This is a genomic window from Microcoleus sp. PH2017_24_DOB_U_A, from assembly GCF_020738205.1.
Classification (GTDB): Bacteria; Cyanobacteriota; Cyanobacteriia; order Cyanobacteriales; family Microcoleaceae; genus Microcoleus.
The window spans coordinates 1-15,669 of record NZ_JAEQCT010000048.1; the positions used below are offsets into that span (position 1 = coordinate 1).

Annotated in this window: 18 protein-coding genes; 12 read left to right on the forward strand and 6 right to left on the reverse strand. The window is 43.7% G+C overall.

Annotated features, from left to right (window positions below):
• Positions 1 to 83 precede the first annotated feature (83 nt).
• The 6 genes from JGK07_RS14210 (at position 84) to JGK07_RS14235 (ending at position 6,811) form a co-directional block, all read left to right on the forward strand.
• The gene (locus tag JGK07_RS14210; RefSeq protein WP_293242138.1) at positions 84 to 518 is read left to right on the forward strand and encodes a hypothetical protein; all 435 of its coding nucleotides are present in this window, start codon (positions 84 to 86) and stop codon (positions 516 to 518) included.
• 488 nt (positions 519 to 1,006) lie between these two features.
• A complete protein-coding gene (locus JGK07_RS14215) occupies positions 1,007 to 1,819 on the forward strand; it encodes an RNA polymerase sigma factor (RefSeq protein WP_293211700.1) in 813 nt (270 codons plus the stop codon).
• Positions 1,759 to 3,423: a tetratricopeptide repeat protein gene (locus tag JGK07_RS14220; protein ID WP_293242141.1), complete on the forward strand. Its 1,665-nt coding sequence runs from the start codon at positions 1,759 to 1,761 to the stop codon at positions 3,421 to 3,423. The genes JGK07_RS14215 and JGK07_RS14220 overlap by 61 nt, the downstream gene beginning before the upstream one ends.
• 119 nt (positions 3,424 to 3,542) lie before the next feature.
• Positions 3,543 to 4,133, forward strand: a complete 591-nt coding sequence (locus JGK07_RS14225) for a hypothetical protein (RefSeq protein ID WP_293224336.1) — start codon at positions 3,543 to 3,545, stop codon at positions 4,131 to 4,133.
• A 303-nt stretch (positions 4,134 to 4,436) separates the two neighbouring features.
• A complete protein-coding gene (locus tag JGK07_RS14230; RefSeq protein ID WP_293224338.1) occupies positions 4,437 to 5,123 on the forward strand; it encodes an META domain-containing protein in 687 nt (228 codons plus the stop codon).
• Positions 5,124 to 5,908: 785 nt separating this feature from the next.
• The gene (locus tag JGK07_RS14235; protein WP_293224340.1) at positions 5,909 to 6,811 is read left to right on the forward strand and encodes a hypothetical protein; all 903 of its coding nucleotides are present in this window, start codon (positions 5,909 to 5,911) and stop codon (positions 6,809 to 6,811) included.
• A gap of 172 nt (positions 6,812 to 6,983) precedes the next feature.
• On the opposite strand, the gene JGK07_RS14240 is transcribed toward JGK07_RS14235, so the two are convergent.
• A complete protein-coding gene (locus JGK07_RS14240) occupies positions 6,984 to 7,265 on the reverse strand; it encodes a hypothetical protein (protein WP_293224342.1) in 282 nt (93 codons plus the stop codon).
• A 279-nt stretch (positions 7,266 to 7,544) separates the two neighbouring features.
• Between JGK07_RS14240 and JGK07_RS14245 the strand changes: the two genes are divergently transcribed.
• The 3 genes from JGK07_RS14245 to JGK07_RS14255 all read left to right on the forward strand — a co-directional run bounded on the left by JGK07_RS14245 (position 7,545) and on the right by JGK07_RS14255 (position 8,145).
• Positions 7,545 to 7,703 carry a PIN domain-containing protein gene (locus JGK07_RS14245; protein WP_293224344.1) on the forward strand — a complete coding sequence of 53 codons (159 nt, stop codon included), beginning with the start codon at positions 7,545 to 7,547 and terminating at the stop codon, positions 7,701 to 7,703.
• A 118-nt stretch (positions 7,704 to 7,821) separates the two neighbouring features.
• Positions 7,822 to 7,968, forward strand: coding sequence for a hypothetical protein (locus JGK07_RS14250; protein ID WP_293204272.1), 147 nt, complete (start codon positions 7,822 to 7,824; stop codon positions 7,966 to 7,968).
• 6 nt (positions 7,969 to 7,974) lie between these two features.
• Positions 7,975 to 8,145 (forward strand): hypothetical protein, encoded by a 171-nt coding sequence (locus JGK07_RS14255; RefSeq protein WP_293224346.1) that lies wholly within the window; start codon positions 7,975 to 7,977, stop codon positions 8,143 to 8,145.
• 21 nt (positions 8,146 to 8,166) lie between these two features.
• On the opposite strand, the gene JGK07_RS14260 is transcribed toward JGK07_RS14255, so the two are convergent.
• Complete coding sequence (locus tag JGK07_RS14260) at positions 8,167 to 8,409, reverse strand: DUF2442 domain-containing protein (RefSeq protein ID WP_293224360.1); 243 nt, start codon at positions 8,407 to 8,409, stop codon at positions 8,167 to 8,169.
• A 560-nt stretch (positions 8,410 to 8,969) separates the two neighbouring features.
• Here JGK07_RS14260 and JGK07_RS14265 point away from each other — a divergent pair.
• The 3 genes from JGK07_RS14265 to JGK07_RS14275 are packed head-to-tail and all read left to right on the forward strand — an operon-like array spanning position 8,970 to position 9,733.
• Positions 8,970 to 9,110 carry a hypothetical protein gene (locus JGK07_RS14265; RefSeq protein WP_293184610.1) on the forward strand — a complete coding sequence of 47 codons (141 nt, stop codon included), beginning with the start codon at positions 8,970 to 8,972 and terminating at the stop codon, positions 9,108 to 9,110.
• Positions 9,111 to 9,125: 15 nt separating this feature from the next.
• Complete coding sequence (locus tag JGK07_RS14270; protein WP_293211715.1) at positions 9,126 to 9,578, forward strand: sterol desaturase family protein; 453 nt, start codon at positions 9,126 to 9,128, stop codon at positions 9,576 to 9,578.
• Positions 9,575 to 9,733, forward strand: coding sequence for a hypothetical protein (locus JGK07_RS14275; protein ID WP_293211717.1), 159 nt, complete (start codon positions 9,575 to 9,577; stop codon positions 9,731 to 9,733). The genes JGK07_RS14270 and JGK07_RS14275 overlap by 4 nt, the downstream gene beginning before the upstream one ends.
• Before the next feature lie 17 nt (positions 9,734 to 9,750).
• On the opposite strand, the gene JGK07_RS14280 is transcribed toward JGK07_RS14275, so the two are convergent.
• The 4 genes from JGK07_RS14280 to JGK07_RS14295 form a co-directional block, all read right to left on the reverse strand.
• On the reverse strand, positions 9,751 to 10,854 hold the full coding sequence (locus tag JGK07_RS14280) for a linear amide C-N hydrolase (RefSeq protein ID WP_293211719.1): 1,104 nt from the start codon (positions 10,852 to 10,854) through the stop codon (positions 9,751 to 9,753).
• A 473-nt stretch (positions 10,855 to 11,327) separates the two neighbouring features.
• Positions 11,328 to 12,317, reverse strand: a complete 990-nt coding sequence (gene egtD / locus JGK07_RS14285; protein WP_293211721.1) for an L-histidine N(alpha)-methyltransferase — start codon at positions 12,315 to 12,317, stop codon at positions 11,328 to 11,330.
• 268 nt (positions 12,318 to 12,585) lie between these two features.
• A complete protein-coding gene (locus JGK07_RS14290) occupies positions 12,586 to 13,635 on the reverse strand; it encodes a mechanosensitive ion channel domain-containing protein (protein ID WP_293184599.1) in 1,050 nt (349 codons plus the stop codon).
• 194 nt (positions 13,636 to 13,829) lie between these two features.
• A complete protein-coding gene (locus tag JGK07_RS14295) occupies positions 13,830 to 15,395 on the reverse strand; it encodes a sulfatase-like hydrolase/transferase (RefSeq protein ID WP_293224362.1) in 1,566 nt (521 codons plus the stop codon).
• Positions 15,396 to 15,669 lie beyond the last annotated feature (274 nt).

A 15,669-nucleotide genomic window follows, 5' to 3' on the forward strand; every position in this document is an offset into this window, starting at 1 on the left:
CATTACAAAGCGTATCTATAGCTTCTAAGAATGGTGAATTTATCTCAAAATATACTCACCACTAGCGAAGAGTGTTCAATAAGATGCGTTCCCCCTGCCAAAATATCTTGGTCTATGCTTTCAACTTCAAGACTCCATCGGGCAAAGTCAACAACAATTTAGAGAAGGCAAACAAACTCAACCAAACAATTTACGAGAAGCTGAGCATCGAACCGGAGACTGATATCTCTGCTTACGATCTGATTGTGAGCACGACGGATTTCTACGAAAAGTCCTACGGGACAGAATTCATCAAAACCTACAAACAACGTTTGGGAGTAGATGGCTCATCAGACATGCCCATCACCGTTCTGCGTTCTGTAGTGATGGACCCCTGGGTCACAGAAACTGCAACTGGTTCATTTATTGACGTGCTAGAAAAAATATTGCGCGATACAGTTAACCAGGTTATCAACGAAAATCCCGGTGATTTCCAAGTCGAAAATATAATGCCGGTGATTTCCGAGTCGAAAATGTAATGCAGTCCAGCGCTTCACAGATGCGCGCGCATTAGGATTAAAAGCCTGGGCGGTTTGTTCTTTTTCTTGATTTCTCACCAATCCAGAGTACGGATTGTTGAATCAGGGCAGAGAGCCGTAGCTGGCAGCAGGTAAATCAAGTACGAAATGCCAAGATGGAGATGCAATTCGCATCGGCATTCGTACTTGAGTTACTAGCAAACTACATATTGGATGGGTTCTACAGGTATGGCTTGCAGGCAAAATTCATTAAAAAAAGCAACAGCAAGAGTTTGTATGATTTTACATTTGGTTGCACAATACGGTTGACTCACGCCTATTTACCAGTCAATTTGAGTGTAAAATTTGGGTAAGTATTACTAATATTTAGGTAGGGTATTTTCCTAGACCCTGGTGTTCAGCAGCTTTGATAGAACGATCGCGGTGTGACTGTCAACCACAACCTCCAAGATTACTTGAAACTTACAGCCAGAGTTTAGGCATTAGAAATGAAATTAGGTTCTCAATTATCTAGCATTTCAAAGCAGTCGGATCGCTCGTCAGATACAAGCACAAATTTTTGGCAACAATGGAACCAGCACCGAGATTATCTTTACCGTTGCTGTTTGAAGTGGATGGACGGAAACGCGACTAATGCCGAAGAGGTACTCAGTCGAGCGATGCTCAAAGCCTTTGAGAAGAGTCAAGATTCTACTGGTGTCATCACTAATTTTAAAGCTTGGTTGACCCGACTGACTTATAACCTTTGTATGGATATACATCGAGAAAATAAGAGGTTGGGCGATCGGGTTGAGAGTTTGGAAGTAATAATTGAAAAAGGGGAAGAGGGACTGGTTTCTCTCTCCCATAGTCCTGAAACTGTCGCTTTACACTGCGAATTAGCAATGATAATCCAACGCGCTATTGAGGATTTGCCGCCCAAACTGCGCGAACCTTTTATCCTACACTTCATTGCGGAAAAATCCTATCTGGAAATAGTACAAAAGCTAGGTGTATCCTACGAAAACCTTCGCAAACGTATTTCACAAGCGCGAAAAATTCTGCAAAAGCGTTTGACAAAGTATTTGTCAGGGTTGGACAATTCTCTGTTAAATTCCTCCGAGTCACCGGACAAAAAGGGAGAGCCCGGAATGGAAAGTTTTCACTCAGATGAAATAATCACGATTTACCAAAAAATAGCTCCATTCCCCCAACAAAAGGGGCGCTTTGATTGTTCTCTTAATTATCAAGTAAGCGCAATATGTCTGGAAACAATTTTTCCTGCTTGGTACCAGTCACCCACTGCTCTGGGGTGGAGTTGAATGTTCATCTAGTCTTAGAAAAAAAGCTAACGAGACAAGAGCAGAAGCTGAACACATTAAGTCAGTATGTGGAGCAGTATCCCTATGGCTGGAAGAAACGCTTGGAATTAGCTAATCTCTTGTCAGTAATGGGTAACTGGGAGCGGGCGGTTGAGGAGTATCGCCAAGTCATTGAGCGGCAACCTCAATTAATAGATGTGTTGTTAAAATTGGGGAAACTCTTGCAGCTAATGGGAAGGGAAGCTGAGGCGATCGAGGTTTATCAGAGTGCCTTACCATTGTCGGACAATGAAGGGATAGGACAGTATATCAGCGGCGCGATCGCAATTTGTCGAGGTGACAGTAAAAAAGCCATCACTGCGTTGGAAACTGCGGCTAACCTACAACCAGATAACGCAGCTAACTGGCTGGTTTTGGGACAATTGCAGATGGGGAGAGAGAATCCTGTTGGGGCTTTAGGAGCCTTTGAGATGATTTTGTCACTTAACCCTGATGATATTGTCGCCTTAATTCATAGCTATGATGCGCTAATGGCGGTGGGGAATCTTCAGGAAGCACAGCGACGGTTGCATAAATTAATCGTCTTAGCTGCTGATGATTTCCGGGTACTTCAACGACAGTTGAATGAGCGTTGCGCGATGAGATTGATATCTGGGAAGGAGGGGAAGGAGACTAAAAAGATGATTACCTCTGCTCTGCGACAGTATCCTCATGGGGCTGAGACTCACAAATCTCTGGCATATTATCACATCTTTCGAGGAGATTGGAAGGAAGGTTTGGAGGTGTTAGCAGAGTTTACCGCACAACACCCGAATCATCCTCATGGTTGGTATTACTATGGGCGCTGCTTGTTTGAGACGGGGGAATATCAGAGGGCGGCGTCCATGATGCTAAAAGCTTATCATCTGTATCCCGATGAGTGTGAAATTTATCGGGCTTTGTGTGAGATTTTGCCTGTTGCGAAAATGACCTCTCTTCCTCTAACTTTCCCCTTAAAAAAGGGGGTCGAGGGTACTCTCCAAACAAAAGAGGGGAATAACATAACCCTTGCTTCCATAGTGGAAGAAATGCTTGAGCGTTTTCCTCAACGCTGGAGTGTTTGGGCGATCGCGGGGCGAGTGTTGGTGGAATGCTTTAAAGAGGTTGAAAGGGGGTGTCTGGTTTCGGAAAAGGGGACGCAACTACAGCCTCAGTTAGCTGATGCTTGGTTTTGTCATGGAAGGGTGTTGGCTTTGGCTCTTAAACATCAGGAAGCGGTGGAGGCGTTGGAGAAAGGATGGGAGTTTTTACCAGCAGGGGGTTCTCTGCAATCATTACCTGCTGCGGTTTGGCTGGGGGAGAGTTACCGAGTGCTGGGGGATGTTGGGGCGAGTTTGCGATCGTGGAAAGCCGCTTGTGAGGGATGTCAGGAATTGAGGGCGTTTAATCCGACTATGGCTGATTACTGGCTGGGGAGAGCCTTGGTGGGGTTGGGGGATAGGTTGGGAGCGATCGAGGCATATCAAAGTGCTTTGCGTCAGGAGTTGTTGTATCCGACTCGTGGGGAAGTTGAAAAAAATATACGGCGGCTGAAAGATAGGAGGTATAAGGGTTCTGGGGGTTGAGGGTGGTTTTTGGGGGAGAAAATTTGGCTGTAAGTCGAAAAATTCCGAAATTGGGGTTGGGAAACGTCTAAAGGATGTGGGAAGGAAAAACCACACAGTCAATCAAAAAGAGGAGACTTATGGAAACCCAAACCAAAGACACGATGACGTTCCAGGAAAAAATGAACTCGATCCGCAACCACTATAAGACGTACCCATCGACTCGTTATGCGATGCCATATACCTGGTGCTTAGATAGTGACGCGAGTGTAAGACCGAAAACCGAGCGAGTAAGTTTGGCGACAAACGACGAGATACCACTAGATGGACTGGACTATAAAGCAATATCAATAATATCAGGAATTCAAGACGATCAGGTATACCACCAGCAACGGCTGCAAGATGAGACGAAGGTAAATGCGGAAGAGCTAAATGCAGGGGGCATTACCGAGGACGAATTCAAGCGGCGGATGAAAGAAAGGCGGGAACAATCCCACGACGCGGTTGACAAAGCCTTCGATGCCCTCGAAAATCATGGCCTGAATAATCCATCACAACAGTACGCTATCCTCACTGCGGTGGATGCCATATACAACTTTTTTGCCAAATTATGGGCTAAGATCGCCGAATTTTTCAACCAGGTGTGGGACTGGATCAAAAATATATACTATACAGTGAGAGACTTTTTTACGGGTACGATCAATTCAATCAAAAGCTGGTTTGGCTTCTGAAGGCCAGAACACGAGCTGAAACCGACGTGTACAGGGAGGGAAGAGGGGTAGTACTTTCCCTTTCAAGGCTAGGTTTTTTTGAACCTGGAAAATAGTTCAGAATTTTCTCAACTATTTTAACGTGGATTGGTCGTTAACGACCAATCCACGTTAAAACGGTACATGAACAGGGATAGGGCTGGAGAAACCCTTGTGAGGCATAGGTGTTTTGTGGTTTTCACATCACTTAAGCCAACCCGCATTGATCGAGCGTAATTCTATTCTACTGAAAGGCAAGGGGCGGAAGGGTTCTGGGGGTTGAGAGTGGATTTGGGAGGAAAAAATGCCTGTAACTCGAAAAATTCCCAAATTGGGGTTGGGAAACGTCTAGAAGATATGGGACGAAAAACTCAGTGGGAAAACGTAGCTTATTGCTCTTTTACTCCCCCTGAACAGTTACAACTCGAAAAATTCCGAAATTGGGGTGGGAAAACGTCTTACTCAAACCATTTTCAATTAATCCAACAAAGCCGGAGCGAAGGGTTACGCAATCAACTATCAAACTATAATTGCAGGAGAAATCAAACCATGAACATCTTGAAACAGATCAAAAAGACCATCGTTTTTGCCATGGCTCTATTGTGTTTGGCTTTGGCATTTCAAAGCCCCAGTTACGCGGCAAACCTCAGAGGAAGTTGGGAGCTTGAATCATTAGGCAGCGATCCTGTTTCGGGTCAAATTACAGCCAACTTTGATCATGATTTTCAGGGGACTATCACCGGCAGTGGAGGCTGCAACAATTACTCTGCTGGTTTCGCTGCTAATTCAGGCAGAATCATAATTATCCCAGGATCTGCCACACTAAGGGCGTGCGTAGATTCTTCTAAAAACGCTCAGGAGATGAAATATTTTCAAGCATTAGGCTCGGCTACATCTTATGAGGTAAGTGATGTAAATCTGAAACTTACTTACGGTTCAGATGAGTCTTTGAAATATGTCAAAGCTCAATAAAATTGTCGTACTTTTATGTAAGTATCGATTATATTGTGGTTGGGTTTTGTATTATAGCAGTCGCCAAGGCGCTTAGTGCGATCGCCCGATCTTGTAGGCTGCGTTACACTTCGTTAACGCACCATCGGTATCATTATGATTAAATTGGGTGGGTTAGGCTGTCGCTAGCCCACCCAACGTTTTATTGCGATTACGGATCTTGTAATGCGTAGGCGTAGCCCGTCGTAGACATCGCTTTTTTATGGGAAATTGGGGAGTGCGATCGCTTCGCCCGTCAGAGGCTTTAGAAAGACGAAGATCTAGAATTGGGTAGGAGAATGAAACAACCCTGCTTGACGTTGGGGGCGATAGAGGCATATCAAAGTGCTTTGCGTCAGGAGTTGTTGTATCCGACTCGTGGGGAAGTCGAGAAAACTTTGCGGCGGCTGAAAAGTAAGGGGCGGAAGGGTTGTGGGGGTTGAGGGTGGATTTGGGGGGAGAAAATTTGCCTGTAAGTCGAAAAATTCCGAAATTGGGGTGGGGGAACGTCTAATAGATGTGGGCACAGATAAATTCCAATTAGTGATTGCTTTTTTGTAGAATGCCGCTAACTCAAAAAATTCACAAATGGGGTGGGTAGTTGATACAGTTAACTGTCAAGCCATTGTTTCTCAGGTAGTTAAGTAGAATACGTCCTATCAAATTGTTACTTATTCTGCTCCTCAAAATTCAGTGATTGCTCCCGCGTCAATGGATTTTTCTTGTTATAAGCTCTCTCAGTTCATCGTTCATCATAGGTGGTAAATATGGTTAGAAGAGTTTTTGTAAAAATATTGGCTTTATTTATTGGTTTTTTTCTTTTTGGTTATGGAATATATATTCCCAAAGCTTATGCTGGTAACGGCTGTGGACCTCAAAATTCTACTATTGGTCATATTGCCACTAAATTTTTTATATATCCTTACGATGGGCTTTTTAACCCAGCTTGTGAAAAACATGATGATTGTTACAACTTAGCAGAATCAGGTAAAACAAAAGAACAATGTGACAATGAGTTTCAACAAAATCTTTATAAAATATGTGAGGATAGAGACTTTTGGAAAAAGATTAGTCAAAATATTTTTGGAATGATAACAAACCCAAAAATGTGGGGAAACATACTAACATCGGACGTTAATCTATTAAATTCATGCAAAAAACAGGCTGACTATGCAGTCTGGGCTGTTAGTAAACTTGGTGAATCTTCCGTTTCCGGTGCAATTTATAGTTTGAAAGTTCAGGCTGTCAAAGTAAATCGAATAGTAGACAGATTGAGTGACGATGAATTATCTGTTTGTGTCACTGTCAAAAATGATAGCAATCTTGATACTGAATGGGATTTAGTACTACTGAAGAAAGATGGTAATATTGCGGATGTCGAACCAGATATATATGAAAGAAATATTAAGGTTGGTGAGATAGATGAAGAGTGTGTAACAACTGATTATGACTCTACAGTATCCATTTCTGACCTTGGAAATCCTGCTCAACTTGCTGTTCGCGTTGATGATTATCCAGGCTGGGATGAATTTAAACCTGTTGCTGTTATTGAAGTGCCGACTGACTTAAAACCATACGATCAATATAACGCTGTACATTTTGACCAACAGAGTAAGCGTGAAGCATATGAAGCTCTAAGAGAAATTAAGCAACAAGTAGGGGTGAAATAAGCAAGGCTGTCATTTGCCGCCACTTGATGGCTGAAAAGTTCATCCTGATTGGGTTTCAGAAGAGTAAAGCAAAGAAGTTCGCTTAGATTCATTTGAGAATCCCTGGACTTTAGCGATAGCGGAGTCCAGGGATTCTCAAATCTTTCCCGGATGGGTTTTTCCAGACAACTTACTAGCCAGGATTTCTCCAACTTTCGCAGAGGTTGAGCTGTCCTTTATCGCTTTTGTGTAGGCAGAAGTGCGATCGCTTTTGTGTCGGGAGAAGTGCGATCGCCTTTTTTACGGGAGTGGGATCGCTTTTTCTTTGTGAGAGTGCGATCGCTTTTGTGTTAGGAGAAGGGCGATCGCTTTTGTGTCGGGAGAAGGGCGATCGCTTTTGTGTCGGGAGTGCGATCCTGAAGGGGATGTAGGGAGTGCGATCGCACATTTTGTGGGGAGAAGGGCGATCGCGCAAACGGGTACTATAATTAGAAGAAGATAAGTCTTAATCTTCTTGAAAGAAGAAAATTAAAATGAGCAATTTATCTGTGAAAATACTATTACAATAAGTAGACAATTTAACCAGAGAAGAAAAGATTGAATTAATAGATTATTCAACCAGAAAAATAGAAAATTAGCCCCTCAAAACTGAGTCAAAAAATTTAGTTGAATTATTCCAAAATTCTCCTCTAGTTGGTGTGGATATAGATTTAGAACGTCAAAGAGATATTGACAACCGCGAAGTAGATTTGTTATGAGCTATATTTTAGATACAAATGTTATTTCTGAATTGATTGCCAAGCAGCCCAATCAAAAAGTAATTGATTGGCTTAAAGGTATAGATACAAACAATCTTTTTCTAAGTATAATCACCATTGGTGAAATTAGAAAGGGAATTGAAAAACTACCTTAATCATTGCGGAAAAAGAATATTTAAGACTGGTTTGAAAATGAATTAATTATAGGATTCGAGGGAAGAATTTTACCATTAGATTTATCAGTGATCTTGTTATGAGGAGAGTTGGTAGGAGATGATAGAAAAAGAAGGGCGAAAGTTACCGCCCTTAGATTCTCTTATTGCTGCTACAACCAAATATCATAACGATGCTTTAGTTACTCGTAATGAAAAAGATTTTGATGGGATAGAGATTGTGGTTTTTAATCCTTTTAAAAGCTGAGGAAAGATGATCGCCTTTTACGTCCAGAAGTGCGATCGCTTTTTTTGTAGGGAGAAGGGCGATCGCCTTTTTTGTAGGGAGAAGTGCGATCGCCTTTTATTTACAGAATGCCGATCCTATTTTTTAGTGCGATTGCCAACGGCCGCAGCGAAGCCGATCGATCGCACTTACGAATAATAGAAAAACCCAGTTGCCATCCTACAGCTTAACTGAGGGATGTCTACGACGGGCTACGCCTACGCTTTCTGCTACTGTTATGCCATTTTTCCAAAGCTCATACTCACTCAAATCAATATCTTCATTCCACACAATCCCGTAGCCCCCTTGCTCAACCTTAAAATTATTGAAAAAAGCAGGTTGACGAAGTGGAGCAAACATGAGATTTTTTAAAAGATGGACAATATTATATTGCTTGACTTCGTGATTGGTAAATTCAATCACCAAGGTGCGAACGCAGGGTAAATGCATCTACTTACCAGAGAATATTTGAAACCTCTAGTTCTCCTTAAAGTGGAATTTAGATATGACAGCATTCTCAATAAGAATTTATTGGTGAGAAGTTTTTGTCCTTAATGTCAGTTATTAGGAACGGTATATTAAGGCTTTTAGCGATTAATTGTTCTTCCTAAACTAGATGGATTTATCCTGGTGTCCAGATAACTAAACGTGAAAAACAAAACAATGCTCAGTCCAGGTTCTCAGCCCCGAACCTACTCAATAATTGCCCTGAAAAAACTGTAATTTCTCAGGATAAACTAACAGTCAAACTATTTAATTTATTTTTTGAAATAGAGTTTTTTATCAAAGTAGCTGTTGCTTGTACCCTAGTCCAGCAGTTAATTTATTGGCTCTCAAATAAATTCCATCTCGGCTTTACCGCCGAGGTTTTGCTGTACTGGCTGGTAGGGTCACTTTCATTCTACAGCCTCGGTATTGTTATTGAAAAAGTTATTGAGAACAACGAGACTTGGCGGCAAAGATTCAATGTCCGAGTCAAGAAAGTGAAAGAACAACCGTTCCCTGAATTTACTGCTCAAGGAATTCTGGTCGGAGAAATTAAAAGTTTAGTAGCAGCAGCGATTATTCTGTACCTAGCTCCCGAAGTTCATCGGGGAAATAGCTGGCTCTTAAATTTTGGATGATTCTTCGCGAGAATAATGGTGGCGGATTTCTGCTTTTATGTTACCCATAGGCTCTTTCACAAAAAGTTCTTGCAGGAAATACATCTCAAACATCACGAATTCTTGGATTCATCCAGTTTTGTAGCCGGTCATAAAAGCCTACTTGAATACGCTATCGTCACCGTTGCAGACGTTTTGCCTGTTTTTGTATTCGGATACGATATTACTCAATTGTGCGCCTGGACTGCGATCGGCAATGCTTACAATTTAGAAGGTCACAGCTCTCTGTCAATATTTTTCATTGACTCAGATTTTCACGATCTCCACCACTCTCGCTTTAAGGGAAACTACGGCATTCAAGGATTTTGGGATCGGATATTCAATACGCTGAACCATCCTACTAAGAAGCCTGGAATTATGTTCCCTGCGGCTGCTCTGGAAAAGAACTTTCTCAAGCCGTCCTGTAAGAACATTGATGGCGGGAATTGAACCTCGACCCTTGCTGGTACGGCGATCGCCAAGCCAAAGCCGATGCAGAAGCTTTGGATCGGCGATCGCTCTCGAAGATGAGGTATCAAAGGTTGAAAACCTTGATCTACCTAGAATCTGGCATACCTCATCTATCCCAGAAAAGCTATACCTGACTCGGAAGCGTTGACACTTAAGGGTGAGGCAAGAATTCAAACGGCTCGGTCGGTACAAATTGATCGGTGAGGTCGCCGCCCAGCTCCCACTTTTCGATTATTACCGGCTTTTTGGGTTTTTCCGACCATTCGAGAGTATTCACTTCTTCGAGCATATCGATCTTCCGCACTCCCGAGCCTTCGCCAAGCTTTAATTCCTTGAGATCGATCCAACAGACACTCGCACTGCGGCTGTTTGCGTAGTAATAAACCAGATTCTTGTGGTCGGAAACGGTGCTCCAAAGTGTGGAGGCAAGATTGGGCTTTTCGGGGTCTGCGATCCCGATCGGCACGGCGGCATTGCGAATTATGCTAAAGGTGGTTGCAATAGCTGTGCGTACATCGTTGACATTATCGCGCGGGACTGCCGATAGGTAAAACGAGCAACGGGCAAATCGATCGGAGGCGTTGTTAGTGCCCGGCAGCACGATCATGCCATCCTTTTTTTCCCAGTATTCGTTGATTGCGAGTTGTTTGTCGTAGGTCGGAGAATTGGTCATCACGATATAATCTTTACCGTGGTGGATTTGTAGCTTGCCGCCTACGTACTCGAAAATTGCGGAATCGCCAGTTGCGTCGGAAATTGACAGGTGAACTGTACTTTTCTTATTGCTGCCGTCCGGTATGACGGGCGCGTCCACCTCGAACTTTTCAGGTTTCATAGCTTCAACCGCCTCTTTGACCGTGGCGAAACTATCGAGGAAGTACTGCGCCCATGCCGCAGTTGACATTTTTGGCAATTTTTCTTCCCCGTCCCCTCGTTCGTAGTCCGATTCTACCAGGAACAGCAAATTGGCAACCAAACCCTGAGTGTTGATACCGTCGGTAGTGCAAGCGTCTAAGGCGGAGGTAATTACGCTGCCGTACTTAGATGTCCACGTAAAGGAACTATCACCATTATTATTGTATGTTCCCCCCTGGCGCTCCATATTTGCTGGAAATGCCCAAATTTCGCTTTCAAGCGGGGCTGCCCAGTCCATGTTGCGACCGGTCACAACGTTGGGACTAGGCGCGTTCGGGTCATATATTAATGGATTTATTTGTCCATCTTGTCCATCAACGTATAGAATTCTCGTACACATGATTCAGATAGCTCCATAGAAGGTATTGGCTGTTACAGAGTTTTGTTGGTTCTCCCACTGCTGTAACCGCTTAAATAAGTATACACCAAATATTACTTTTATAGCAATAGAGGCGAGGAAATAATTAACTTGAATCAGACCAGAGTTACCTGCTACAGACAAGCGAAATTGCGGCTCGTACTATACCCGAAACCTAATAAAAAATGCGGTTATTCAAGCTCTGAGAAGTCGGTGTGTTAAAGCTTACTACAAATCAACCGTTTTGGGGGGCTTGTACCGATCGCTTTCTCGATCCAAATACTTTGACAGCAAGTCTTGAAACAAGAAAAGCACATCATCTACCTCGCGATTGAGAACGCACATTTTTAAATATAGTTCTAGTACGTGCTGCCGTCTGCGGTTGCGTATTTTCTAGATTAATTTGTATTGTTTGGAGAGTTGGGAACCAAACAATACCGAAGGCTCGGGGTGATTCATTTAGTGGCTTGACACAGAATTAAACCAAACCACTTTTGGGGATCTGTAAAGCTTTTTATGGTTTTCAGTCCTTTGGAGTCTAGTTCTTTTTCCACAGTGTCTAAATCAAATTTACGAGAAATTTCCGTAAGGATACTTTCGCCAGTTTTCCAGGTAACATTCAATCCAAGCTTTTCTAAATTCACTACATGACTTGTTTGGCAATGCAAGTACATTTCAATTTGGTTCTCTTGTTGATTGTAAATAGCTTGATGGGTGAATAAATTAGTATCAAAATCACCCTGAAAACGCCAGTTTAAATGGTCGAGCATATTTAAATTAAAAGCGGCAGTTATACCTTGAGAATCGTTATAAGCTGCTTCTAAAATTTGCTGGGATTTTTGCAAGTCAATGCCGAGTAAAAAGTAATCTCCCGGAGCGAGTACATCTTTAATTTGGTTCAATAAAACATCGCATTCCTGCGGCGTGAAATTACCCAGAGAACTGCCCAAGAAGAAAATCATCCGCGCAGGCAAAGATGCAGGCGTTAATTGAGCGAGGGCTTGTTCGTAAGTTCCTATCAACCCTTGAACGTGCAAAGCCGGATATTCTACTTGCAATTGAAGGGCGCTCTCTTTGAGAATGCTGGCGCTTACATCAACAGGCACATACTTACAGGAGTAATTTCGAGATTGATAAGCATTTAGCAAAAGGCGAGTTTTTGTGGAACTGCCACTGCCTAATTCTACGAGTTCGCAATCACCTGTTATCCGTGCGATTTCACCAGCATATTGGCGCAAAATCGAGGCTTCTGTGCGAGTTGGATAATATTCGGGCAATTCGCAAATTTGTTCAAAAAGTTGAGAACCGCGACTGTCGTAAAAATATTTAGCGGGTAAAGTTTTTGGGTTTTTGGTCAATCCTTGAATGACATCTTCGCCATCATTTTTTAGAGTAGAATGGCAATCCAGAATAGTTATTAGAGTTGTTAAAGAGGCGGTTGACATTTGGCTTTCCGAGAGTGCGAGTGCGGTAAATTTAGCAGGAATCCCCGTTGTTATTAAACGGAGCGGGATATTTTTCCCTCAAATGCTTGGATGACCGATATATTTGAGGTTGAATTATCGAGAGAAAAGCAGGCAATTTAGCATTAATGAGTGGAGTCAAGTACAGATGTCTGCTAGGACTGTAACTGTACTTCACCCGATTTTCAACCGCTATCGCACGATGCGAGCAAGCAGTTACTCTAAATTGACTTCGAGCCAACATGAATGCTCAATTGTTGGTTGCTTGCAGGCTCTTTTTGTATTTTTCAGGTTCCGTTCTTAGTTCCACGTGTAGGAAATCTATTCCTTCTTTTTCGAGTAATTCTAGTATAGCTAGATTTAAGTTTTTCTCAGCATCAAAGTAGAAATTATCGTCATTGACAACTGCCATAATTTCAATAACCCGGGCATTTTTGTCAATTTGTTTGAACCGCACCGTACACGACGGAGACAAGCCTTGAATGTACTTCGGCAATTCTTCAAGCTTTTCACAAATCCGCGCCGTTTGCCCCGCCGAAATGCCGTCTATTTTGAGAGTTAAGACTAAGCCCCATTTTAATTCTTTACCCGGATTTTGCGACCAGTTTTCGACAATTCCAGAAATCATTTTGGAATTGGGCATTTTGATGATAGAACCCCACTTAGTTATATGTAGAGTTGTAGTTCTGAATCCAATATTGAGTATCTGCACGAAACCATCGACCCCGGATATCCCCACCCAGTCACCTTCTCGGTAGAGATTGTCGGAGTAAATAATCAGGGTGCAGAACCAATCGTAAACAATATCTTTCAGCAGCAAACCAAAAGTGATACCGGCACCGCCCAATAGCCCCACCAATGCAGCAGCAGATTGTCCTAAAAATGCCTCGCTGATCTTGATGATAAAGACAATAATTGCTGCTGATTGAAAAATCTTGGGCATTAAAGGTCTGAGCAATTCATCGAGCTCTGTTTCGGTGTGCAGCACTAAGTTGGCTATAATCTGACCGAAAATAGAAGAGCATCGGTAAATAACATAGGCAACTATGAAAATAACTGTATAGTTGAGCAGGCTACCGATTGTTTGATTTAGTTGAGAACCTAAGTTATCTGCCAGAATTTCTTTACTCAGCCAAAATCCACCTATCAGAATCAGCCAACTTAAAGCAGGCTTGATAATTGTAATCAACTCATCATCAAGTGTTGTTTTAGTTTTGCTAGTAAAACTCTCAATAGTTTTAACAATGACTGCTACGAAAAATCGCCTTAACGTCTGTGTCAAGGTTAGAACAACGAGCACAATAGCGATTCTAGCAATCGGTATGCCAGAGTAATTGATATTCTTTAACGTATCCCAAACTGCTTCCATAGGTTAACCAACTGGTAATTGAGTTTTTCTAATTGATCGATCGAATATTGCCCAAATCAGAGAAAGGAGGGAAAACACCATCCTCTCCCTAGTTTGGCGGGACTCCTTACTTCGGCGCTCGCGCTCTAGATATCGGTGGGTTTGGTGGCGGGTGCGCCTCGGCTTAACAAGGTCTTCTGGGGAGGCCATTTGAAGGCAGTCGGCATAGTTGCCAGGCGATTCATAGCCTCTTGCAATTGCCGCTCCAATTCCCACTGCTGCTTGTTAATCTCGGGATCGCCATTACCAGCTAGGTTCTTGTCCTCGTAAGGATCTACTTCTAGGTTATAGAGTTCCCAATCCCCTTCGGCACCCTCAGCCTTCGCCTCGTCTTGTTCGTTGAAGTAGACCGAATATTTCCACTTGGAAGTCCGAATCGTTCGGACGATACTGGGGTGCAAAATCCTCTGCTTCGGTTTATCTTCTGGAGGAGGTATAACCGCTGGATTATCGTCGTATGTAAAGTGGACGGATTCCTGGACAGTGGAAGTCGGATTGTTGAGAATTGGCGACAAATCTTGCCCGTAAAAAATCGTCGGGTTGGCTGTTGCTGGAATCGCTTCCTCCGGTTTGTGCCACTCGACACCAAGCAACGAGGCGATCGTGGGAGTCAAATCGACGCTGCTGGCAAGGGATTGGGTAGTCTGCGCTGTAGGCCAGGCTACGGGATTGGAGAACACGAAGGGTATGCGAATGCTTTCTTCGTAAGCGTTAAAGAATTTCTCAACCAAACCGTGGCTCATGGCCATTTCACCGTGGTCGGCGAAGCGGATAATCAGGGTATTGTCGATCAGATTCTGCTTCGCCAGACAGTCCAGGAGTTGCTCGATTTGTCGATCGACCAAAATCTGGAGATAGGCGTAGAAGTTGACATAATCCTGCGGTCTGTGCTTGGGAGGCATCTTAGAGCCAGGTCGAGCGAAAGTCCACCAGCTCGCTGAGGCGTGGGCGCGAGGCTCTGAGTGTAAGTTATCCAAGAGGTGTTCGTTCAGATGCTGCCTGTAGTTACGTGGCAGCTCCACGATCGCCTCAGTGAGGGTACTGCTTGCATATCCAGAGCCACCCAGCCCTCTGAACGCTACGAACCCGTCGTGAGGATTGACAAAGGACGCAACCAGGCAAAACGGATCTTCAGCCTTCTCGTCCTGCCGTTCCACGAACTTCAGCATATCTGCGAGGTAACGACTGTCGTTATCTGCCTCGCCACCACCTAGGGTGTTGTAATCGCTGATTGTGATGCCTGCGTCCGGGTCATCCCATTCCGTGAATCCAGCCTCGATGGGGCTAGTATCAATTTCTCCAAGGTGCCATTTGCCGAGCCAAGCACGTGTTTTGTAGCCAGCCTTCCCTAGGACATGGGCGAGGTTGGGCAACTGTGTGTTCAGAGGCTCCTTCGGCTGTAGCTGACCAGTATCCGTTGTTTTGTGCTTTGCCGGATACTGGCTGGTCAAGAAAGTTGCGCGACTGGGGGCGCAGGCGGAAGCGGCGGTGAATGCCCGATCGAAACTCAAACCGTTGCTCATCAACTGCTTCAGTGCGGGGAGCCTGTAGATGAAGTCCCGCGGATAGTGCTGCAAGGCGCGCTGTTGGTCGGTAATGATAATAACGATGTTGGGCTTTTTGTACTTGGCGAAAAGATCCTCAATTGCCATTTTTGGGTATGAAGTAAATAGGTTTGGGGGAGCCGTGCAGGAGCGGCAAGAACTGAAGCCAGTTATAAGTTGTAGAGGGAAAATATCAGAAATATTTGGCCGTCTCAAGCTTTGAGTCCACCCGCTTGTCGAGTGGGTGGCCCTACACAAGGAAGAAAATCGCCATCGGTTTTTTCCGATTCGCTTTAATTACCCAGGATTTGGATTAAATCAGCCGTTTTCTGGAAAAATAGTTAGATTTGACTGGTTGTTCGCCTCAAAAGATAGATTACTT